The sequence below is a fragment of the Bradyrhizobium sp. CCBAU 51627 genome (assembly GCF_028128765.1).
Lineage (GTDB): Bacteria > Pseudomonadota > Alphaproteobacteria > Rhizobiales > Xanthobacteraceae > Bradyrhizobium.
The window spans coordinates 211,986-235,192 of sequence record NZ_LBJG01000091.1 but is presented as its reverse complement, the minus strand read 5'-3'; the positions used below and the strand labels follow the sequence as shown (position 1 = coordinate 235,192).

Below are 23,207 nucleotides of genomic sequence, written 5' to 3'. Positions count from 1 at the left end.
GCCCATATCCTCGCATGGTCGTCTTGGCGTAGGTGCCATCAGGCCAACGCGCGCAAAGCCCATCTCAGGAAAAAATTGCAACTGTAATGCTAGAGGGCGTACTCATAAGTAACCGAATGGAAAGTCCGCTCCCGGGAGCGCAGCAGACCAATTAGGCAGCGACTCCTATGGGCGATCGAACGTAGAACTCGGACAAATGAGCACCGAGCGTTTTGGCGATGCGGTCGAGAAGATCAATTGTCGCCCGCCGTCGCGGCGACTATCGGCGGCGCTCTGAGCACAATGGACGCAAGTCTTGCCAGGCGGCCAGTAGCGGGAGGAATTTGCGGCAGGGACGCAGTGGTAAAATGAAAAGCAGCCGCCCAAATCGTCATCGCAATTACGCCCAGGGCAATGAACTTCTTGATGGTCACACAACCAAAGTCATCCGCTGCTATCCGGTAAAGCTCTTGGATTTGATCTGGCCGATATAGCAATATGGAAATGCCCCACCCACAGAACAGCAACTACTGGAAGTTGCGCAATGGAATAAAGAGCTGCTCGCGCACGGTCATCACGTCATTTCCCTCATGCGATCTGCGGAGATTGTCCCTGAGCTAATGAGATTGGCTCGGATTTCGTACATTCGTGCTAGCTCCTATCGAAAAGTATCGAGCCGGATGACACACGCGCGGCCTGCAACAATTTTGCTACGGACACGCTCTCGGTAGCGCGATTGAAAATCGAGTGTTTAACCTACAGTAGTGGACCGACTTGGTCGATATACGGTCTCAGGTGGTCGAGGTTGTTCAATGAAGATGACCAAAACCGTGATGCCGAAGTTTCGCGACGCAGATCTATAACTGCGCGCACTTTTTCGTCACTCATGCGCATAGAAAGCAAAAAATCCGCGCGACCGTTGTTCTACCCTGTTCGAGCGACATGATGACCCACGTCAACAAGGTTCCGACGTCACCACTCTCCCGAACCCAGGAGGTGGCTGCCACAAAGTTGCTCATGGCAATCGCTGTCGAAGGGTGGGGTGCAGCGGTCTCATAGCCAAAATCTGTGGTTGTAACGTTTTCAGTACTGGACGAATAGCAAGCGGTCGACTACGCAGCGAACGAGGGAGTGCCGTGGGTTGTACTTTCCAACGGTGCGATATGGCGCCTCTACAATGTGAAGTTCGGCGAGCCCATCGAAAAGACCCTTGTCTTTGACATCGACATTCTCACCCGCGGCTCCAGGAGCGAGGATGCAATCGGTTGCCTCGCTAGTCCAAGTACAGAACGTACTCAAAGGAAATAGTAATGGGCGAGTTATTGAATGTCTGGAGGGAGATCAATGCCGGCAACCGCTTTGCTGAAACCAAACTCACGTTCTTCGTTGGCATCTTGGTCGGTATCCTAGGGTTTTTGAATAGTGGGAGCGTGCTTCTCGCTCATGAAGGACGTGTTCTTGGTGGGGGAGACGCCCGCATAGTGAACTTAGCGATTATTGTCGCGCTGGTGGTATCGGTGAGTGCTGCCTTCCCTCAACTCGCTACTGGAAGCCGGTGGGATTGGCTGATACCTAAGAAGCCCCCTATTGACTTGTACTATTTTCTTGATATCGCCAATTTCAACTCCAGTGACGCTTGGCTTCAAGCCTGTCAGCTAAAGATAGCTGATGACGAATTGCCGAGAGCGAAAAGTATCGCCGGGCAGATCCATGTTGTCGCAAAAATCGCAGCGCGAAAGTTCTCGGTGCTTCGCTATGCCTCTTTTTTCGTGATGGCCGGATGGCTAATCTCCTGGGCTGTTCCTCTGTACAGGCACCTTTTCTCCTAAAGAGAATGGTAGCTGTAAATGGCTAGTAAGTCGGACAGTGATCTTCCCAAATTGCGAGACTGGATATCGCAATTGCCGGTGAATATCGACTATGACAATCATGGAGGTGCTTGGTCTCGCCTGGAATTTTTGCAGCTGTTGAGGGGCGTTGTTGGGCCTGGCAGCGTTGTGATCGTCTATCTGCTCGATAGAGATGAGCGCCAGAAGAGTTTTTTGACACTCTCGTACATCGCAGGCGAAATCTCGATGCAATCCAGCTTGCAGCGTAGGTTGACATTGCTAGCCGACGGAGATTCGCTGTCATTTGCCTGGGCCCGCGCTGAGCTGGAAAAAATAGCGGCCATAAGAAACTACTCTAGGCCAACCATTTATCGATTGAGCGACCAACGAGGCTGTGACGTCGACGACTGTATATTGGAAACGAACGATATTGGCATAGCTGTAATCCTGAAGCCCAAACCGGGTGCTCTCGACGAGCTGAGTCACATCAAACTCGAGATCGCCTGGAGATTTTTTTCAGTTCAGACCACGCGGTCACGTCACGAACGCTTGTCCCAGGCCATAAGTCGGATGCTGGAGGAGGTCGAAAGTTCGGCCTCCAAATCAAAGTTATGTTCAGTCCTAGCTCACTACGTGCGGGCAAAAGCAATTCTACTCTACGAACAGATAGGCGGTGCCTATCAACTTGTTGCCGAGCATCACGAGTCGGAGGCTCCGCCGCCCGTCAACAGGTTCGAGCGTTCAGAGGCGGACCGTTTGCAAAGGGCATCTTTGGTAGTTCGTAGTCATACATATTCTGGAACGCTAACGGGCAGCATTCAGGATATTGTCGGCGCATCTGCATGGATGCTATTGCCTTGCCATACTCACGCCGTGGACGTCCTCTCCGGACAAGATGCAAGCTTCGCGCAGTATCTCATTTTCCTCATTGGCAAGGAAAACTTGGAATACTTAGGTGAAGACTTTAGCTACACCGATCTCCTGATTGGAAAAAATCTGGTGTCGCTTCTCGGCGCACACCTACCCTTCATGGGGCTCTCGGACAAGCTCAGGCAGCTTTCGAAGGAACTAGATGAGCAAGCGATTTCCGATTTCTCACTGAGATGGCTAAGCGAGATATCTAAGCGATATGTGCCGAGTTTATTCGGGGTAGCGCTGTTGCCGGGGGACTCGGGCGCGGACCTGAACAAGTACTATCCGGCACCGTTCCAACTAGGAAAACTAAATCGGCGTCTCATAGACGTTTCGCGCGACAACGAATCATGCATTGCCCAAACAAGCGAAGGAGCGCAGTTGTGGTGCTTAGCTTTTCGCATTCATACTGAGTACCGTACGCAACAACGGATTGTATTCGCCTTCCAGGAAGATTGCATTCAAAGTGCCGCTGCACAAATCCTGGAAATGATCGTGGAATACGTTAGGACGGCTTTTGGTGTCATTGATTTTCGTGAGTATCACAATGCAACTCAGGCTCAAATCAGGCATGTGATCCGCGGCTCATTGTCCGCCGCTGTCTCCGAGCTTGAACTCGTTGCTCAGCGTGTCCGACTCTTCTCCTCAATGCCGACAAAGCTAGCTCGTCTCTTGGCTACGCCAACAATGCAGACGTCTATTCAGGACGCGCTGCTTTGGCTGAATGAAGCATATAGCCTTGCTGATGCGCCTCGTTATCTACTTGAGACGTTCGATAAGAACGCGGTTCGGTGGGCAGATGTTGATCCTGCAGCAATAGTCGATTCGGTGCTCGCTATGGTGCACGGCGAGCTAAGAAGAAGGGGAATACGGGTTGCGTTCGACAAGGGTGCAGTAGGTTCCCATTTCATCTCGGCCGACCAAGAATTCCTAAAGATTGTTTTCTTCAACCTGATAGACAACGCTATCAAGTACTCATTTCAGGACAAGTGGTTGCGCATCGAACTCATCTATACGGCCGATCGATTTCGTGCCGAGATCCAGAATGAGGGCGTTCCGATCAAGGAGGAAGATCGAGAGAAGATCTTTCATCCCTGGGTTCGGTCTTTCCGACAGTCTGTAGCGACGCGCCGGCCGGGGACCGGATTGGGGCTCGCGGTCACCCGCAGGATACTCGAGGCTCATGACGAACGCGCGATCTGCGATTTCACGTCGGTGCCTATAGATGAAAGAGCGTCCGTTGCTCGTACGACATTCTTCTTCGAACTGCGCTTAAAGGGAAAGGGAATTGCTGCGTGAGGATTTACCACTTTGAGGACGAGTGGCCGAAAGGACGATCAATCGCTCACCGGCTGCATGACCGTGTATTTGATTGGTTGCCGCCATCACGGCAGATAGACCTCGACTTATCGGAAGAAGAGCATCCGACCAGCGATGAGCCCGCCAAGATTTGCGTCACTCTTAAGGACATTGTGGTGTTTGAATATGTCCTTGTTACAACGATCGCCTCCCTGCAGTCTCACGTCACCAAGGACGACGTAGTTATTGTCGACATTATGCGGAGCAATGAGACGGGACACTTCGTTTCAATTCTGGACGAAGTGATGATGATCTTCCGGCGAGGAGAACACAAGCGAGAAAATTGGCGATATTTCTCCGCTTATCCGGAAAGGGTGCCGGAAGATTGTGAGATTTCCGGCTATGCCAAGAAGGAAAATGGCAAGCTCCTCCAGTTTCTTTTCGAAAAGATCGAAGGACAGCTGAAGTGACAGATGGTTGGTTTTCGTTCGAGAGGGCTGGAAATCCAAAGCGACCAGATGATTTCCAAAGCCAGGAACTCGACACGCTCTTCTTGGAAAGCGCAACAGTCAAACTGGGTGCGGCCTGGTGTGTTTCATTTCCAAGTATGCGACTGATTTTTTTCTGGGGGGATCGAAGTCAATTCAACGAGAAGAGGTTCAAAGAGCCGGGTAGGTTTGGATACTACCTTAGACGGTTTCATCCATATTTTGAGAGATTTGTTGCCGCGAAAAGCCTGCTTCTTTCCCGCGAAATCACCGATTGCGCAGATGCGAGTCCTATCAAATACATCGGCTTGAAGTGGATGGAAGATCGGCCAGCTGAGATTTACGCGGGAAACGGCTTCATCTTCATATACGAGTTGCAGGAGACCCGCCAAAACTACAGGCCCGATATCAATATGCGCGCGTACCTCTTGGACCGGAGCGAACTTGGGTTTCGGATCTGTAGTCAGGCTCATCGTTTTTTTGAACGAATACCTAAGAGCGTACTCAAGATAGACGCCTCGGCTAAACTGCTATTGGAGCAATTCTTTTCCCCTAATTGTTTTGACCTGGTCAGTGAATGTGACGTGCCATTTGCATGGCCGTGGCAGAAGTCTCTAGAGCTCAAGAATGGGCTCGCAATTCCGAAGCAGATCCCCACTTTATCGCTCGTAATGGATATCCGAAATTCGTCGTCAGCAATGCTCCTCACACGTGACCAGCCTCGATTTGCGGGTTTCATAGATCGGGCTGTCGAAGGGGCCCGAGAGGCAATAACGGAAAATGGCGGATATTTCGATAAAGAAACGGGTGACGGGGTAGTTGGTCATTTCGTGAACGCGGAGAACTTCGAAGATGCCTCGGCTCTTAGAGATGCTCTAGTAGCGGCAAAATCGATCTCGATGTTGACCACTCGTCTATGCGGCGAATACCAAGAAAATCTGCGGCTAAATCTGGATGCCCTCGGGTGCGCGATTGGCCTTTTTGCGGATCGAGCTGTATGGCTCTATTCTTGGAGAGGTGTGCGGGCGATCGGCGGATCCGTGGTGAATGCGTCCCGAATCTGCGCGAACGCGAAGCCTCGAGAGGTGGGATATTGTAATACGATCGCTCAGATGATGAAGATCGCAGGAATTACTCCTGAGACGTTTCCCACTAGTGGGGTTACGCGGCCGATCAAGATCCATGAGGTTCGTGAAGAGGCAATACCTTCTGCTACGTTTGCAACGGTCAGCTAGTCGGGAACCGCGTTGGGAAAGGATGTAGTTTACACATAACAATAGGGCCCGAAGTCGGTTTGTCTCGCAGCCCGATAGATATCCATTCGGTGTGGGGCCGCAGGTTACGAAGGCGGCACCGTGCACCGTGTCTCTTGTTCGTGGATAGCGCAAAGCAAACCTGTTGGTGCATCGCGAAGTAGGGTCCCGAGCTCGATCAATTGCAAATTGTGCGAACGATGGAATACGAGAGCAAGTATCGGAGGTGGCCGTCTCGAAGGTCCCGTGACCGCCCGAAGGGGAGGGCGGGCCGCAAGATTTCTTTATCTTCTAGCGGACGTTCCCTTTCCGAGAGTGGCTCAAGTTTTTTCAAGGAAGACGTATAAAGTAGGCTTCTTTTACCGCCACCTATGTTGCACGCACGCACGTGCAACTAGACTCGCGATTCTGCATGAGCATCATCGCTCGTCTAGTCGCCCTGACCTTGCCCCTCAGGCTTAATCCAGGTTGAAGTTCGCTCTGGCCCAAGTAAAGGACCAGAGCAGCGCAGCCGCTTTTCGGAAGAGCAGATCATCGGGATTTTGAAGGAGCACAAGGCTGGCGTTTTGGTTGCCGATCTATACCGGGAGCACGGGTCAGTGACGCCAGTATCTACCAATGGAAAGCCAGGTTGGCGGGATGGAGGCGTTGGAGGCCAAGCGGCTGAAGACGCGGGAGGACGGGAACATCCGGCTGAAACGGTTGCTGGCTGATGCCATGCTGGACAATGCAACGCTGGAGGACGTGTTGGGAAAGAAGTGGTGACGCCCGCAGGGAAGCGGAAAGCTGTCGCGCATCTCGTGTATCCAAGTCGTCGTTCCGTAGAGATCCCGGCACACTATCGATGTTCCGGTCGATCCCCAGCGTGGCGAAGGCCTTTAGCACCGTTCCGAGGCTCGGATACTCCAGGCGGCCGGTCTCGAATTGCGAGATCCACTCTTGGGTGGTCCCGAGCATCTGGGCGAGTTGCTTCTGGGTCAGGATCGGCGCCCCGGCCGGTCGCTTCGGCGACGATCTGGCAGCACAACTACCGCGTCCACGCAAACAGGCGTGGCAGGACGGCAAAATCAGTGGAGTCATCGGGACTACGGTGTTACGACCTGTCCCGCCTTTGTCATGAAGCTGTTCTGGCTCGCAACCGTGTACGGATCGTGAAGATCATTTCGTGAATAGATCCGGTAGGTGGCCAGCCGTTCGCTAGGGGCGTCTTGTGGATCACGATCCTGAGGTGCGGCTAAGCTACCGGATTGGGAAACGCGAACAAATCTGTCGAGCCTTCGACGAACATGCTTGCTCCGACGGGCGCGAGGGACGGCAGATGATCTTCAAGATCATCCACATGAGGTCGATTTGGAAGCACGCCGGTCCGGCGGATAGAACGTGTAGCGCCGCTCAAATCGGCCGCGATAATCTCAGTCGTACGTCCCGGCCCGGTCAACATCCTGGTAGCACCCGGCGCGACTGCAGCATCTTTAACATGCTCCCATTTCCAGCGACCAGGAGTCAGTTCAGTCTCTCAGGTAATTGAGCATATTGTTGCAGGCGTCCTTGGCCGCAGCAAAGCTCTGTAGCGGCGACCCGAGCACCCTGATCGAGCCACGGCTCTGGTCAAGCGGACGCCACGAAGCGACGTAGCCGAACCTTCCGCGAAAGCCAGGACCGGTCGGGCTCTGCAAGCTTATAACGAACGAGTAGCCGCCCCTGCGTGCACTCCAAATTTCCATGTTTTCGACGGCACGTTGGAACTGCAGGGGCATCACGCACCGTTCGCCTGGGCAACTCGACAATGAAATTCTTCCGGCGGACCGCTGGCGTACAAAATCCGAGACTCTAACCGCTACCGGATGAAAGCGCATTAACAGGTCAGCTGGTTTGCGAAGCGAAGCTGTCGTCTAAGTCCTCTTCAATCACCCCGGCCGCGTATAACTGATCGAGCAGGTCGGCTATTGCGAGCACGCTCGCTACGTCAGTCGTGACCTGCCTAACCAGCTCCGACGCTGTGCAGTTGCCGTAGGCGATTAGATGGCCAACGGAAGTCGGAGTGACGTCGTCGAGCACCCGGTGTTCCATGTTGCGTGACCGGAGATGAAAGCATCGGTTCCCGGCCTTGTATTGCAGGTCCCTGCGGAAGCGGATCGGCAATTTGGGAGCTGGGCTCTCGAGCATATGCTGGTCAATCATGCTCTGCAGCCCCTCGCGGAACTCGTCAGGCGTCCTGAAGAAGCGTTCACTCAAGACGCGGTAGCCGAGAGGCCAGCGTTTGCTACCCGGCACCGGCGTCACCAATTGTAAACGTCCGTGCAGCATATTTACGAGCAAGCCGGAAACACAGGCGATGGTCGTATGATCGCCCTCCAGCAAGGCGATTGCATCAGCTTTGTTGGCGGCCCTAAGTTTCTCGCTCCGCTCGCGCGCGCGCCCAGCAAAAGCCTTTGCAGTCAGCGCCTCCTTGCCCTGCAGGACGAGTTCGACACCGATCAGCTCCTCAGGCGAAAACGCCATGTGAATCTGGTCGAGATGTGTTGTGCTCAGCACGGAGAAACGATTCGTCACGGTGCGATAGCGCTTGAAAAGTTCGAGCACGCGCGTGGTGAGTGCGCGATCCTTGAGCGGAGCCGCCGTGGTGGTTTGTGGCAATGCGCCCGTGATCTGATAGTAGTCGAATAGAAAGCGGTCGTAGTGGGGGTTGTCCATAGGCTCTGTGGCCCAGTAGCAGAAACCAGTACGGGCTGCCGAACCAAACATCTCGCTCGCGATACCGACTACGCCGCGCCAAAGCGCTGCATGCTCTTCGTTATATTCGTAATAGCCTTTGAAGCGGGCGGCCGATAGGCCGCAGAACCAGCAGCCGACGCTGCAGCCGTCGCTCAGCTCGAAAGCGATGATGGGGTACGTGACCGACGCCGCCGTTCCGCCTAGTTCGTCGTTGCAACGCCGGATTTGGCGCTCACGCCAAGCATGAAAGCGAGGGTTGATCGTCGACATTTCGCCCTCTTCGCGCAGGAGGTCGCGATGACGCAACATCTCGCAGATAAACTCGTCCCACATCATAGCCAGGGGCCAGGACGTAGACTCCGGCTTGAAGCGGTGTTTCAGGTAGCCGCCGCGCCAGAGCGGCAGCATCTTCATTGGATCAACTTCGATGCCGTAGCGCTCTGTTACCGCTCGAGGAGAATCAACGTTCTCCGAAAGCGCCCTGCGGAACTCCAAGTCACCAGCCAGCCGCTCCATGAAGCGCTTGACGTGTGACAACGTGCGAAGTTGCTCGGGGGTGCGCCGATCAAAAATCTGTCGGCAGTGTTCGGTGGCAGTGTGCGTCATACGGTACGGGTGAGCCCTGAAGCCGCATCTAGGCTTGAAAGCAACGATCTCACTCCTGACGAGGCGTGCTTTCAGTTCTCTTCGCACCGGATCGTCTCCTTGAGGACGAGCCAATGCGATCAGAGCTAAAAACATGTCAGGCCGCGACAGCGATAACAACTACAATAAGTAAAACGATAGCGACTAGGTCACGGCCCGCTTCGACGGCTTGCACGGCGCTCGTGGGCGCCTCCGACGTGGAACTAGCCAACGCAGTGGTATGCACAATCCCGCTCAAGTCCGCACCGCTCAAATCCCGCTTGCCGCCGACAATCGTGTCGCGCTGCATCAACGCGTGTCGTCCTGGCACTCGGATGCTGCTCCTAACCTCATCAAGCGTGAAATCGTAGCCGTGGCTCTTTCCGACCGCTACAATCGGTGCAAGACCTGTAGCACTCTGTTTAAGGTTTTCGAGCAGACTACCCTCTTTCGCTAGATTCTTGACAAACCGTTCTACCTCAGCCTGCGACATAGCCGGGCCTCTGCCTAAACGTTGCTACCTATCCGTCGCCTTGGAAGCGATCGGTGAATATGCCGTAACAAAGCAATCCGCATACCAAACTGAAGTTGCTGCCTTTGCGCTTTGTCCGACCGTGCGTATCGTCAACTTGCCGACATTGGTCTCGAACCTAACAAGCGCTCAGTAGAGCGGGATGAGGTCTCGTTATCGGTAGCTAGCCCAGCAGCGCCACCATCTACAAAAACTCGGTCAGAGCCGTGCTCAGCAGCGTCTGTTCGCGGATTAGAAACGGCGCGCATTCCGTCCATTGCACCCGGTTCTGCCCGTTGGCGAACTTCACATTGTTCCTGGAGGATGAAGGCCTAACGGATGCGACTGCCTTGCGATCGTGGGCGATCAGATAAGGCAGGTATGACATGTTGAAGGTTGTGGTACCCCTCGAAAGCTCGGCTGATAGTAGGTGAGCAGCGTACCAGGCTTCGTTACCAGCGAATGCAGCAGCGCGAGTGAGCTGCAAGCCGTGCTCGCCACCGATCTGCCGGACCTGATCCTGCTCGGCATCGCCGCCGGACCGCATCGAGCTCGGCCAATTTCCTGGAAATTCTGGTGCGGGAGGCCTTCGGGGTCAAGGCGCTCGCTATGGGCGAGCGCAATTCAATCATCGCGGAGGCCGTGCAGCACGTTGGCGAGGATTACGGCCTTGCGATACTGCCGACGCTCACACGCCCTTTGCCGCCGACACGCTCCGAGAGCGCGCGGCGATGCTGCTGCCCGACGAGCCGGTCCCGAGCTCGGCAGTGCATGTCGTCGAGGAGCTGCATGGGGGCTGGCTCGAGCACTGGTATCAGTCGAAAATCGATGCGAGCGGCTGGTTCGCCGGGGCGGCGAGGCAATGGTGCGAAATGCGGCACCCGACCTCGGGCGCGGTGCCGCCAGCCTATTTCATTATCGGAGTGGCACGATCCATATTTTCTGCGCCTTGTCCGAGCTCGTGATCGAGGGTGCCCTGCAGGACTAGCATTATCTTTTGGAACGGCAGAGCGCGGTCGATCTGTCGATCAACCTGCCGGCACCGTGTGTGAGAAAGCCTCACGACCTCGATTTTCTGGCCGAGATCGCTCGTGAGATGACTTTCCACAATATCGCCCTGTCGATCGACAATCTCGGCGCCAACTGGCCGGAGCTGATGGGACTGGACAGGATTCCGTTCATCAAGCTGAAAGCCGACCGGCAATTCGTCGCCGGCTAAGGCAATGAACGGCTGAAACGCACGATGTGCCGTCACGTCGTCGAACCGGCGCAGAGCTACGGCGCGCGCGCCGTAGCGGAAGGCGCCGAGAGCGGGGCCGATCTGGTGGCGTGAGCGAGCTCGGCTTCGACCTCGCTACAAGAGTCGGTAGGTGCCAAAGCGAACTCGGGGTCCTACCGTGCGCCCGCGTTCCTCTGCCGATCATCGAGGAAACAGAAGTTACGAGAAGCCAAGATACGAACGAACGGTTATGACCGGCGGAATCAGGGTGGCTACGCAGTGCACACCTCGATCAGGAGCGTTGGCGCTCTGATTTGAACGCCGCAGAAGCGACGAACGGCGGGGCGCGTGCCTACGGAAAATCAACCAGGCAAAAATCGGTCGGTAGAACGTCAACCGCTCAACGCGATCGCGGCGATCGATCGACTTGCAGGATCGGATCCGGAGAGGGTTGCGCTGAGGTACGGCGCAGACGAACTCACATATGAGGCGCTACGATTAAGATCGGATGCCCTTGCAAGGACCTTACGAGAGCAGGGCGCTCAAGGGGCGGTTGTCGGCTATTGGGGGGAGCGGGACCTCGACTGGGCGACGGCGGTCGTCGCAATATTGAAAGCTGGATCAACGTACCTGCCGCTCGATCCATCGTTACCGGCTTCTCGTACATCATTCATGATCGAGCAGAGCCGCTGCGCTCTGGTGATTGGCCGAGACCAGCCGGTTTCGCTGAGCCTATTGCAGGCGAGCAGCAAAGGCGCCACGCAATTCATAGCGATAGCGGCGGCGCTGCGCCAGGGCCAGACTTTGTCTGTGGTGCCATCGCCGAGCGAGGGTGGACTCGCCTACATTCTGTTTACGTCTGGTTCGACGGGCCAGCCTAAGGGCGCAATGATTGAGCGCGGCGCCCTAAACAATCATTTGGCGGCAAAGATCGACGATCTAAGTCTCACTCGGACGGATTGCGTCGCTCAAACGGCGTCGCATTGCTTTGATATCTCGCTGTGGCAGCTTCTGGCTGGGCTTTGCGTCGGAGCCTCTAGCGCGATCATTGATGATGCAACATTGAGATCGCCATTGTGCCTCCTCCAAGCAATTCAAGGAAGCGGCGCTTCGGTTATCCAATTCGTTCCGTCGATGCTCGCAGTGTTTGTTGAGTATCTGCAGTCACTTGCTCCGGCGGAGCGAGCTCTGGATGGTTTGCGGATTATTTCTACGGTCGGAGAACCGCTAACACCCGGATTGGCACGTGAGTGGCTTGGCTTATATCCCCGCGTCCCCATCCTCAATCACTACGGGCCGACCGAGTGCGCGGACGGCGTTACGCATCATCTGGTTTCCGTGCCGCCTGCGCTGGCTGAGCTTTATGTACCGATCGGCAGACCGCTTCATAACGTTAAGGTTTACGTCGCCGACGGACTGCGGCTGTGCAACGTGGGGGAGGTCGGCGAAATCTGTGTGAGTGGCGTTGGTGTCGCTGCCGGTTACGCCAATGACGATGTCCGCACCAAGGATGCCTTTCGGCCAAACCCGTTCTCAAACGATCCGTCGTTCCGGCGCCTATACCGGACAGGTGATCTTGGGCGCCTTCGTTCCGACGGCCTTTTGGAATGTCTCGGTCGACGGGATCGTCAGGTCAAAATTCGCGGGCATAGAATCGAGCTGGGAGAAATCGAGGCTCGTTTGTCCGCTCATCCCTCGGTGCATGGCGCTGCCGCTGTCGCCTCCGTCTGCGCAGGCGTAAAGCTCACGGCGCGAGATATAGCCCGAGGCGAGGCGGAAGCCGGAACGCGGCGAATAATTGCCTATGTGTCAGCTCCAGCTGAACTGGCGGAAAGCGAGCTCCAGAACTTCCTTGCCGAGGCGCTTCCCAGCTACATGCTCCCAGAAAGAGTCATTCACGTGGACGGTATTCCACTGACCAGGAACGGAAAGGTCGATTTTGGAGCGTTGCCCGACCCGACCAGTGTTCGTCCTCCATTGCCAACGCCATTCGAGGAGCCGCAAACAGACCTCGAAGCCCGACTGCGCAAAATCTGGTCCGGCATTTTGCGCATTGAGAAGATTGGTGTGAATGACCAGTTCATAAGCCTCGGCGGAGACTCGCTGCGGGCAATGCTCATATTGGGACAGTTGCAGACTCTGCTCGGAGTGAAAGCGGATTTCAGGATGGTCCTGAATGGGACGATTCGGTCTCTTGCCGCTTCGATCGCGGCTCCAGCCGAGTCCAAGCCCTGCACAGCCCTGACGTACGGAAGGCTCAGCCGATCGCCTCTGACGCGAGTTCAGGAGCACCTATGGTTTCTCTCCCAGCTCGATCCATCTGCCAGGAACTACATCATTCAAGGCGGCCTGCGAATTAGGGGAAGCATCGATCTAGCTCGGTTGAAGCGGGCCTGGACCGATGTCGTTCATTCCCACCAGGCACTTTCGGCCCGCTTTATCGACGAAGACGGTCCGGCTCAATGTTTTGATGCTCCGCCATGTACCAGTCTTGAATTGACTGATGGATCTCACCTCACGTCGCAGGAAGCTGAGGAGCTCATCGAACAGCTCCGGCGAACGGAGCTGAACGACAGTTTTGATCTCCGGCAAGGCCACTTGTTTCGCGCGCGCATGGTCCGGCTTGGTCCCGACAACCATCTAATATTGATCACAGCTCATGAAATCATCGTCGATGCCTGGTCCATTTCTGTGCTGCTCAGAGATCTTCAGCAAAGATACGTAAATGCCGTGGCGTTTTGCCCAGAGAACCGTGCGTCACTCTCGAGCTACGCGGTGTGGGAAACACAACACGTTCCGCCAGAGGCGCTGGAGAGCCAACGTCATTATTGGCGCCGTCAGATTGGTGATGATCCACCGGTGCTTTCGCTTGGAAGGGCGCGCCCGCAAACGAATTCATACCGCGGCGGCTCGCATCCAGTGCTGCTTGGCAGCGATCTATCCAGTCGGGTAAGAGAATTTGCGCGCCAGACTAGCTGCACCACGTCGACAACACTCCTGGCGTGCTTCCAGCTGCTGCTACGAATGTATAGCGGTCAGGACGATATTGTCGTCGGCATGCCACACGCTGTACGGGATCAACCTGGCAGCGCCGACATCATCGGCTTTTTCCTGAATATGCTGCCGATCCGTGCCGTGATCGATGCCGGTCAATCCTTTGCTGCTCATGCCACCCGCATCCAGGCCCTGGTCAGCGATGCCATCGCAAATTCGGCCTATCCATTCGGATGGATGGTCAGGGACACAAGGTTATGTCGCGAACCGGGTCGATCACCGATCTTCCAGGTCATGTTCAACATGTACTCCGAGGCCGCCGAACCCGCTGGTCGGGACGAGTTGGCTCTGACATTCCGCGAGTACGACACAGGCTATGTCAAATTCGACCTAACATTGTACGCGCAAGATCACGGCGATGAAATTGCGCTCCAGCTGGCGTATGCGGAAGGCATATTTTCGAGTGATCTAGTTGTTCGCATGGCCAACAATCTGCGCTGTCTGATTGCCGCCTGCGTTGACAAACCGCTTGCGCCCATTGAGGAGCTGAGCTGCCTCAGCGCGTCAGACGTCACTGTACTGAACTCGCTGGAGGGGTCCAGGCAGCCATATGAGTCTGAATGTCTGCTTGTTGAAGCCTTCGAGCAGACCAGTGTCTCCAATGACAGCAAGGTAGCATATTTTGGCGAGTTCGGGGAGGTCACATTCGGCCAGCTGCGTGAGCGCGTAGCAGCTATCAGGTCCTTCCTGCGGGATTTGGACGTGGGCGCTGGCGATATGGTCGCCATGCTGGTCGACCGGTCGCCTGACGTTGCCGCTGTTATGCTGGCGGCGCGAGCTTTGCATTCTATCGTCGTGCCGATACCCCCGGATTATCCGCCTGATAGGATCCAACATATCCTACGAGATAGTCAGGCAAAGGTGTTGGTTCACGCAAATACCACGGAGCCTGGCTTTGACATACCTTCGATTTGTCTATTGACGTTAGACAGGTGCAAGGCGCTGACGGATAATTTCGAATCCAGCGACTCACCCTCAGATCACCAAATTGCGAGCCTTATATACACGTCGTCCTCAACAGGGCGGGCGAAGGGGGTTCTTATTCCGGAATCCGCCATTCTCAATCGGCTGAACTGGATGTGGCGACGCTTTCCCTTCGATAGTACCGACGTGATGGTTGTCCAGAAGTCCGCTTCCCTTGTTGCGTCCGCTTGGGAGTATTTTGGTGGACTTCTGAGAGGTGTGCCCACGCTGATCCTCACTCAACGGCAGGTGCTAGATCCGGATCTCTTGTTGTGCAGTTTGACAAAACATCGTGTGACACGCTTTTTCGCCTCTCCGCCACTCCTGTCCGGTATCATCGGGTCCCAGGAACGGCAACCGCAAAGGACCGCCTTGAGATTGGTCACAAGCAGCGCCGAACCGATGCCTTCCTCGCTGCCCGCTCGCTGGCGCGGGTCTTTTCCCGGCGTGCCCTTGTGGAACTTTTATGGTGCGACGGAATGTGCGTCCAATGCAGCCGTGCACGAAACGTCGGATGCCGATGACAACTCCGCGCTTGTCCCGGTGGGGCGGCCAATCGACAACGTCAAACTCTACGTGCTCGAGTCTCGATTGAAGAGAGTGCCTGTTGGAGCCCCCGGCGAACTGTGCATCGCGGGCCGCTGTCTCAGCGCTGGGTATTGGCGGGATCAAGATCGGACTGACCGCTGCTTCGTGCCTAATCCGTATGATGGCGGACAATACGACGTGCTTTATCGAAGTGGGGACATCGCACGCATCTCAACCAGCGGCCTTCTCGAGATTTGCGGCCGATCGGACAACCAGATCAAGGTGAGGGGCTTTCGCATCGAGCCGGAGGAGGTCGAATTTGCCCTTGAGTCTCATCCGGCAATCGCAAAGGCCGCGGTCTTCGCAGAAGGCATCGATGGGGATCGCCGCTTGACGGCGAGCGTGGTGCCCGCTCGGGAGAATCTAAGCACTGGAGAGATTCTCGCCCACCTGCGCAACAGATTGCCATCTCCCATGGTTCCCACAGCCTTCAGGTTGGTTGACAGTGTTCCCCTGACGACAAGCGGAAAGATAGACCGTGCTCGCCTTTCCTCCGTTCCTTACCGCGAGATAGAAACTAGTCCATCTGCTGAGCCCCGCACCAAAAACGAGCGAGTTCTTGCTCGGATCTGGGAGGATCTATTAGGCGCCAAGGGGGTGGGAATCGACAGCAGTTTCTTTGATATCGGCGGCGATTCTCTTCTAAGCGTACGTTGCGTCACGCTGGCGCGCAAAGCCGGGCTGAATCTCACCGTCAACCAGGTTTATCGAACACCGACCATCAGGGAGTTGGCGGCCGGGGAAGCGGAGGCGGCACCCCACAACGTGGCTTCCGCCGACGGCTTACTGCCTGTGCCCCCCGTAATATCGTTTTGGAATTCTCTTGTCGGCTTTGACGAGCATTTTAACATCGGCGATCTGTTCTTCTTGCGCGGCGGTATCCTGAACATCAAGATCCTGGACCGCGCTCTGGCCCATATCATCGAGAGGCACGAGGGCCTCAGGCTCCGCGTTGCCCGAACCCAAGATGGACTACGGCTGAGGATTGGGCCTTGTCCGGCCGAGCGTATCGTGGAGGAGATCGATCTCGTCCGGATGACCGGCCCAGACCAGCGCAGGACAATCGAGAGCGTCTCGGCAAGACGTCAACACATGTTTCGGTTTGACGGCCACACGCCTCTTGTTCACGTCGTGGCCTTCCGTACTTCGGAAAGCGGCGATTACTATCTGCTGGTGCTGATGCATCATTTCGTAGCGGATGGGATGGGCTATCGGCTATTTCTGGAAGCATTGGAGGGCGCATACCAAGCTCTTGCTGCAGGCCACGATGTGAATGGTCCCGAGACCGTACAAAGGCTCTCTCCCTGGTTGAAGCGCCTCGAGCACTACGCGAACAGCGAAGCACCAGACGAACTCAAGCACTGGGAGGACATCGACTACGACCAATTCAACTTGCGTGTGAGCGACGCGTCATCGCGCGGCACGAGTGTTGCAGAAGGAAGCGCGAGAGAGCTTCACGATGCAAGTGTCGGAGGTCGTCGGGAGGCTGCGAACGGCCGTTCGCTAGATCAGGCCAAGTACCATCTTGAGATCGACGGGGAAGCAACAGCGGGTCTCCTCAGTATTGGAGCCAGATCAGCGCATTGTCAGGACTTTGATGTGTTTCTTGCTGCCCTGTCCGGTGCGTTTGGCGCCTTGTTCGGCAACTATTCGCTCTGGATTGATAGCCTGACCTCGACACGAGGTCGGCTGTTTGACGATTTCGATTCATCTCAGATCATTGGCCTTATCAGCGAGCTCGTTCCGCTTTCATTGAATGTCACAGGACGGGAGTCGCGTTGCGACCGTGCTCGTTTGATATACCGGCAGCGCAATGCGCTGCCGCGTGAGGGAATAGGCTTTCGGGCCCTGAAATTCCTAAACCGAGATCCAGCCATGCGGTGTCGGCTCGATCGCCTGCCACTGCCCAGAATTGGGGTGAATTATCGCGCCCGTTTGCAGCGCCACTTCCCACGCCGTTTTCTGGACACAGACCCTTATCCACTTTGGATCGGCGAACACATGCATCAAGCGGCGGCGATCCACCTCTTCTGGTTCGATGTCGGATATCAATCGGGCGATCTACAGATTGACGCCACGTATGATCCGAGCATGGTCGACTATGAGGTGACACGCCATCTTTGCACGGTCTTGCAACAGGAGCTGTTGCAGACGATCAATGAATTCGTAGCGCTGAGGACGTTGTGAATCATGGATGACCGGAATGCGGAGCCCGTCGTCAAAGGCGATAGCGATGCGATGCCGAAGAAAAGCCGGCTCGTGGATCTATCGGATCAAAAGCTCCCGAGCCTTCTCCTTCGGCTTGCCATTCCATCTGTTATCGGGTTGTCGATCAGCGCGTTACAGCAGCTCCTCAACGCTATCTTTGTTGGCTCACTTGGTGCGCAGGCGATCGCAGCCGTGAGCATGACTATGCCGATCATTATCCTGCTCGCGGCGGCGGGAGACGGGATCGGTGTGGGTACTGCATCCTTCATATCTCGTCATCTTGGTGCTGGTAATGAGTTGGAGGCTAGTCGAGGTGCGAGTACGGCACTCGCGCTCGCCGCTCCGATCGGAGTGATCATGACGGTCGGACTGCTTCTGGGCCTACGAGGCATCTTCGTCGCACTCGGGGCAACTCCAACCATCCTTCCCATCGCGCTCGACTACGCCACGATCCTTTTGCCGGGGTCCACTTTGATGCTCCTAAATATTGTCAGCGGCTTCATCGCAAGAGCTGAAGGCAACACACGATTCAGTATGTGGACGATGCTGAGCGCTTTCATATTGAACGCCTTGCTTGATCCCATTTTTATATTCTTGCTGGACTTGGGTGTGCGAGGCGCGGCCCTAGCAACGCTCCTATCTCAGATCGCTGCGATAAGCCTCTACATCGGATATTTTACCAAGGGGTGGGGCACTGTCTTCGTCAGAATCTCTCAGGTCTCGTTGCGGGTAGATCGCATCAGAGAGCTCGCGTTCATTGGGGCGCCGGCGACCGCGACAAGTATCTTATCTGCTCTTGCCGGTATGTTCTTGTACGGAGCCGCTGCCCGATTCGGTGACGAGTTCGTCGCGGCGGTGGGAATAGCTGTAAGAATCCTGACAATCGGGGCGCTGCCTATCACGGGTTTTTGTATCGGCTCTCAAGCTGTCCTGGGGTTTGGTTGGGGCGCCCGCGACCTTGCCCGTGTACTGAGGGTCGCGAAGTTCATGCTATCCATCACGGTTGCGCTTTCCTTTGCGTATTCCACAGCCGTTATGCTTTTTGTCCGGCCGTTGGTCAGGTTGTTCAGCGATAGCGATAAGGTCACCGAAATTGCCGTCTCGACCTGCATCATCTTTCATCTGTTTTTTGGACTCTTCGGTATTCAGTGTTTCGTGACGACAATGCTTCAGTCGCTCGGCAGAGCACGCCTCAGCGCGGTTGTGTCTTTCGCGAGGCATGGATATCTCTTCATACCGGCCGTACTGATATTCCCTGTCATATCGGGCTTTAGCGGAGTGTTGGCCAGTCAAGCCATCGCTGAGCTGGGCGCCGGAATGATCGCGCTGTTTGTCATGTTCCGCCAGTTCGCTGAGCTCAGACAAGCGGACCGGCACATTCAGCCAGGAATCGAAAGTGCTCTTTGATCTGACAAGGAGATCATCGGAGCCGGCATTTAAGCCTGCATGGCCGGCGAGGGGATGGCTCCAAAACTGGTGTGATGTGCAAGAGCGAGTCGCTATGTATCCATCTTTATCGCTGCGATTGCGATGAAGGCAAAGCCGAATGTTGCACACGCGAACCTCGCGCGCGGGTGGCCCCGCGGTGAGGTCGACGTCGCGCCTAGTCTTGGCGAGCACTCGATCTCAAGCCAAGGACAAGAGAGAGCGTTCATGAAGAAGCTACATCCGTGGCTTATGATCTGAAATCCGACCGCCCTTCAGTGTCGTTTCGCTCATAGTGAGGCAAGATAGGCAGCCGGATTTTGCGGCTTGCAGTCTGAGAACGCAAAGGCGCCTTCGGAGCGATGTTCCTGGCCGTGGGCGCTCTGTTTCGATGTGCGTGCTCAACGGCCGCGAAGCCAAGCGGCATGCACGCCGTAAGGAAAATCTACGTCTCCGGGTAGAACGAAAGACACGGCATCACGGGGACGACGCATTCGTGCCGAGCGCAAATTTCGAAAATCGAGGGATTAAGTCCGTTGTTAAGATGCATCGGAGGTTGCAGCCTGCTTATTTTGCGCTTCTTCCGCTAGTCCAAGGCATGACAGTAAGTGATCAGCTGATGAAACGTCGCGCATTGAACAACTCCAATTCGCAAAAATATGATTGGGAGCCCGTTGAAGTAGTTTAAGAGATGTTATACAGCTTGAGGTAGAGTTCGTTTTCGGGGCGGTGGGTCCTATCCGCTTCGCGGGTGCATGCCGCGAACCCGTTCTAATCTTCATCCTGCGCATGAGGCCTTGCGGGATGAATGAGGTATGACGAAGTCGTTGTTCGAGGATTTTCCAAGCATGAGTTCTGGGAAGAGGCGAACGTTGCGCGAGCTCAAAAAGAAAGCTGGTTTCGTTTCATGGACGGGACATGGATTGCGTCTATGATCTGCATTGTTGATCAGCCTGTAAATCGATCTGGTGGTCTCATGTGCGAGTGTCCTTCAGAATTCAGTCGTCTAATTGAGCGGCGCGGTGACCCATGCTCAGACAATTCGGGGCTGTAGCATCAAGCTTGTTCTGCCGGGTTTGTCGCCGGACGCGACCACCACTGAGCTCGTTTAGACATCCACAGAAAGAGGCGCCGTCATGAGTGGAACAATGGCTGTTGAAAATGTCATTCCGCGAGCAGACATCGTCAAGTACGCGGGCCGGCTTGGTGCCGAAATCAAGAACATTGCGCTGTCGGACGATTTGCCTGACGATGTCATCGTCGCGTTCAACCGGCTTCTGCTAGAGCATAAGTTCATCTTTTTCCGTGATCAGGGACATCTCGACGATGCACAGCAGCAGCGTTTTGTGCTCCGGCTCGGCTCGCTGATACCGAATCCCACAATGGCGGGCACAATGGGTGGTTTAACGATCCGGCAGGAGCTGTCTGATCGCGCCTGCAGTGATCGCAACCAGATGAACGATGAGCGGGTAGCCACAGGCATTTCGGTGCTGCGGCTCGCAGCGGTCCCGCCTTTTGGCGGCGACGTTGCTTGGTCGAGCAAGGCGGCCGCTTATCTTGATCTTCCCGATCCCCTGCGGATGCTCGCAGATAACCTCTGGGCTGTGAGCTTCGTCGCATCTGATCTCACTGCGACAGGAAGCGCCACCGAATCCAACAAGCGGCCTTGGTGTGGCGTATCCACTGGAGCGATCTACGAAACGACACATCCGATTGTTCGTGTTCATCCCGAGACCGGCGAACGCATGCTATCGCTCGGTCGTTTCGTGAAGGACTTTGTCGGCCTGCAGCGCTACCCCAGCCAAAGACTGTTTGAACGGCTGCAATCCTATCTCACCGCCCCGCAGAACACCCTGTGCTGGAACTGGAAATCAGGCGACGTCGTAATCTGGGACAATCGCGCGACTGAGCCGTACCCTGTCAGCAAAATCGGCAGTCCTCACTGGGCCATGGACCAGCTTGCGATTGACGCCCGCGTACGGCACGTGAAGCGGCCAAAATCAAGGGCCGCAAAGGCTGCCTGACATTCTCCGCATCTCCCGGATTCATAAGACGCCGGCAGACCTAACACTAAGTTGCAGCCCTGCGATGTCGAGCGGAGCCGGCCTTCTTATGCGCCAGACCGGCCAACGGGCGCAGCTGCCACCTGGTAGGCTTCTTCCAGGTCCAACAGCATTGATCTTCAGGCATCGTCTCTGCTCGCCGGTCAAACCGATGACGCTGCATTTTTGATGATCTAACGCCAGCGTTGGCTCTCGCTCAGCATCCCCTTCATCGCATCGGGATAGTCAGGCCCAGCCTAGCTCACACCCAATTCAGACCATATTCGCCACCATCTCGCGACGCGTCGGATGGCCTTGACTCACAGCGCCCGGCGCCGGCTGAAACTATCCCGCTCGCGATCGTGCCGGCGTCTTACGGGTCCCATAAACAAACGGCCAGTCGAGCCTTTCCAGGAGCGCCTAAATTGCGCCCCTGCATGGGCACCACAGCTTCCCGATCTTCGGCCAACGGAAAGGTCCCGTCCTCGAGCCGCACGCCAGCTTGATCCTCCGACCGACAACTCTGGACGACGGAGTCTCATGCTCTTACGCACCAGGGTAGCAAGTCCCTCCATGCTCTCGCGGACCTCTCTTGGTTTTGGCGTTGCGATCACCCGAACCCCAGCCGACAAACCGACCACAGCTCCAAAGAGACTCTTCGGAGCGGCGCAAGCCCTCATTTTGAAGATGCTCGGCCTTACGACGGGCTGCCCCGGGGGACGCTAGGTGGAACCCTGCTGGGACGACATGGGCTGAAGCAGGAGAGCAGAATGGTCGGCTGTAGATCGAAGGGAGCACGTGCGCCGCTCCGGCTCGCTCCCTCCCGTCCTTAGCTGAAACATGGCTCCGACAATAATTATGTCCTGTTCCGACAGGGGCGCGCCGGTTTGCGTCCTCTAGGCATCGGCTTGGGGGGCATCGCACCCCTGACCGGCTCAGCGAACAATTCGGAATACCCAAGGTCACGGCGATACGGTCCAGGAGATCAATGGTCGGGTTGTCTTTCTTCTGCTCAATGCGCCCCATGTATGAGCGGTCGATCCCGGCATCATAGGCCAATTGCTCTTGCGGAATGCCGCGCTCTACGCGGATCCGGCGCACATTCCAGACCACAAGCGCACGAGCATTCATGCGCAGAGGCAGCTATTTCGACGATTATGAAACCACTGGTTATAGCCAGACTATTACGATAGGCTCGCACGAGCAGTGGCCGTCCTCCCCAATTGCTTCGAGGAATCAGGCAACGGTGAGATGCAGACGCAGCTAGCGCGTGTCGTCTTCTCGTTAAACCATCACAAGCGTTCTCGTGGGGCAATAGCTTGCCATTAGCGGCAAAGAGGGAATCGCGCTCAGAGATTGCCTGCGGCGTTTTCCCGGGAGCGCGATTAGTAGGACGAATGTTCAACTGTGGCTCGAAAGGGAAACGAATATTCTCAGTTCGCTGGTTCTGGTTATTGCCTTTCACAAGTGCGAGCGGGCCTGTCACCATGAACCACCATGCCTTCCGCCAGGAACAGCAAGGACAACCTAGTTGTAGGGCACATCTGCAATCCCTTCCGGTATGGATTGCGATGAACAAGGGAAAGCGCAGGATGGAGCCACCAGGTCAATGTGAGCCAATATGCGATTGCCATCTCAGCGCGAAAAGGAGGTTGGCGTGCGACCATTGGGCAGGTACCAAAACGACCTCAAAGTAGTTATCGTTGGTCTGATTTCGCTAGATTTTTCAGCTGGGTAGGAGTTTCAGGCAGTGCCAGCCGAGCCGAAGATCGCAGAATTGGCGCCCAACGTCGACGAGCTCACGTCATATGACAAGGAGCATGCTGTTGCCTATATGCGACTTCTTGATGCGGACGCGGACAAGGCAGATTGGCGCGAAATCGCGCGAATTGTGCTTGGGCTTGATCCCACCGCTGAACCGGATCGTGCGCGCCGCACATTCGAAAGTCATCTGACGCGGGCCAAGTGGCTAGCGGGCCACGGCTATCGCGATCTGCTACGTAGCGGTTGGCCAAAGCAATGATCAGCGCGGAGGTCAGGGGCGCCGGAATGCGTCGCGATCGTAAAAGTTGATCATTCCATCGATTAAGTGCGTGCA

At 55.9% G+C, this 23,207-nt stretch carries 14 protein-coding genes and 3 pseudogenes; 11 read left to right on the top strand and 6 right to left on the bottom strand.

The window, feature by feature from the left end; all coding sequences use genetic code 11:
* Window positions 1–233: 233 nt before the first annotated feature.
* Window positions 234–413, bottom strand: coding sequence for a hypothetical protein (locus XH88_RS36375; RefSeq protein WP_271672974.1), 180 nt, complete (start codon window positions 411–413; stop codon window positions 234–236).
* A gap of 876 nt (window positions 414–1,289) precedes the next feature.
* Between XH88_RS36375 and XH88_RS36370 the strand changes: the two genes are divergently transcribed.
* The 5 genes and pseudogenes from XH88_RS36370 to XH88_RS36350 all read left to right on the top strand — a co-directional run.
* Window positions 1,290–1,808, top strand: a complete 519-nt coding sequence (locus tag XH88_RS36370) for a Pycsar system effector family protein (protein WP_271672973.1) — start codon at window positions 1,290–1,292, stop codon at window positions 1,806–1,808.
* Window positions 1,809–1,886: 78 nt separating this feature from the next.
* A complete protein-coding gene (locus tag XH88_RS36365; RefSeq protein ID WP_271672987.1) occupies window positions 1,887–4,019 on the top strand; it encodes an ATP-binding protein in 2,133 nt (710 codons plus the stop codon).
* Complete coding sequence (locus tag XH88_RS36360; protein WP_271672972.1) at window positions 4,016–4,489, top strand: hypothetical protein; 474 nt, start codon at window positions 4,016–4,018, stop codon at window positions 4,487–4,489. The genes XH88_RS36365 and XH88_RS36360 overlap by 4 nt, the downstream gene beginning before the upstream one ends.
* Complete coding sequence (locus XH88_RS36355; protein WP_271672971.1) at window positions 4,486–5,742, top strand: hypothetical protein; 1,257 nt, start codon at window positions 4,486–4,488, stop codon at window positions 5,740–5,742. Before XH88_RS36360 ends, XH88_RS36355 begins: the two co-directional genes overlap by 4 nt.
* 479 nt (window positions 5,743–6,221) lie before the next feature.
* Window positions 6,222–6,560 (top strand): annotated as a pseudogene (locus tag XH88_RS36350) (transposase); the annotation flags it as partial.
* 64 nt (window positions 6,561–6,624) lie between these two features.
* Here the strand turns inward: XH88_RS36350 and XH88_RS39350 are convergent.
* The 4 genes and pseudogenes from XH88_RS39350 to XH88_RS36330 all read right to left on the bottom strand — a co-directional run.
* Window positions 6,625–6,840: pseudogene (locus tag XH88_RS39350) on the bottom strand (helix-turn-helix transcriptional regulator); the annotation flags it as partial.
* Window positions 6,841–7,623: 783 nt separating this feature from the next.
* Window positions 7,624–9,081: a radical SAM family RiPP maturation amino acid epimerase gene (locus XH88_RS36340; RefSeq protein ID WP_271672986.1), complete on the bottom strand. Its 1,458-nt coding sequence runs from the start codon at window positions 9,079–9,081 to the stop codon at window positions 7,624–7,626.
* A 136-nt stretch (window positions 9,082–9,217) separates the two neighbouring features.
* Window positions 9,218–9,592, bottom strand: a complete 375-nt coding sequence (locus XH88_RS36335) for a Nif11-like leader peptide family natural product precursor (RefSeq protein ID WP_271672969.1) — start codon at window positions 9,590–9,592, stop codon at window positions 9,218–9,220.
* Window positions 9,593–9,815: 223 nt separating this feature from the next.
* Window positions 9,816–10,157 (bottom strand): hypothetical protein, encoded by a 342-nt coding sequence (locus XH88_RS36330; protein WP_271672968.1) that lies wholly within the window; start codon window positions 10,155–10,157, stop codon window positions 9,816–9,818.
* Between the two features lie 184 nt (window positions 10,158–10,341).
* Between XH88_RS36330 and XH88_RS36325 the strand changes: the two genes are divergently transcribed.
* From XH88_RS36325 to XH88_RS36305, 5 genes are all read left to right on the top strand, one after another.
* Window positions 10,342–10,575, top strand: a complete 234-nt coding sequence (locus tag XH88_RS36325; protein ID WP_271672967.1) for a hypothetical protein — start codon at window positions 10,342–10,344, stop codon at window positions 10,573–10,575.
* An 83-nt stretch (window positions 10,576–10,658) separates the two neighbouring features.
* Window positions 10,659–10,829: a hypothetical protein gene (locus XH88_RS36320; protein WP_271672966.1), complete on the top strand. Its 171-nt coding sequence runs from the start codon at window positions 10,659–10,661 to the stop codon at window positions 10,827–10,829.
* 348 nt (window positions 10,830–11,177) lie between these two features.
* The gene (locus tag XH88_RS36315) at window positions 11,178–17,621 is read left to right on the top strand and encodes a non-ribosomal peptide synthetase (RefSeq protein ID WP_271672965.1); all 6,444 of its coding nucleotides are present in this window, start codon (window positions 11,178–11,180) and stop codon (window positions 17,619–17,621) included.
* Between the two features lie 3 nt (window positions 17,622–17,624).
* A complete protein-coding gene (locus tag XH88_RS36310) occupies window positions 17,625–19,049 on the top strand; it encodes an MATE family efflux transporter (RefSeq protein WP_271672964.1) in 1,425 nt (474 codons plus the stop codon).
* Window positions 19,050–20,215: 1,166 nt separating this feature from the next.
* Window positions 20,216–21,091: a TauD/TfdA dioxygenase family protein gene (locus XH88_RS36305; RefSeq protein WP_271672963.1), complete on the top strand. Its 876-nt coding sequence runs from the start codon at window positions 20,216–20,218 to the stop codon at window positions 21,089–21,091.
* Window positions 21,092–21,965: 874 nt separating this feature from the next.
* On the opposite strand, the pseudogene XH88_RS36300 reads toward XH88_RS36305, so the two are convergent.
* A pseudogene (locus XH88_RS36300) lies at window positions 21,966–22,240 on the bottom strand (helix-turn-helix transcriptional regulator).
* A gap of 619 nt (window positions 22,241–22,859) precedes the next feature.
* Here XH88_RS36300 and XH88_RS36295 point away from each other — a divergent pair.
* Window positions 22,860–23,132, top strand: a complete 273-nt coding sequence (locus XH88_RS36295; RefSeq protein ID WP_271672962.1) for a DNA -binding domain-containing protein — start codon at window positions 22,860–22,862, stop codon at window positions 23,130–23,132.
* Window positions 23,133–23,207: the final 75 nt, after the last annotated feature.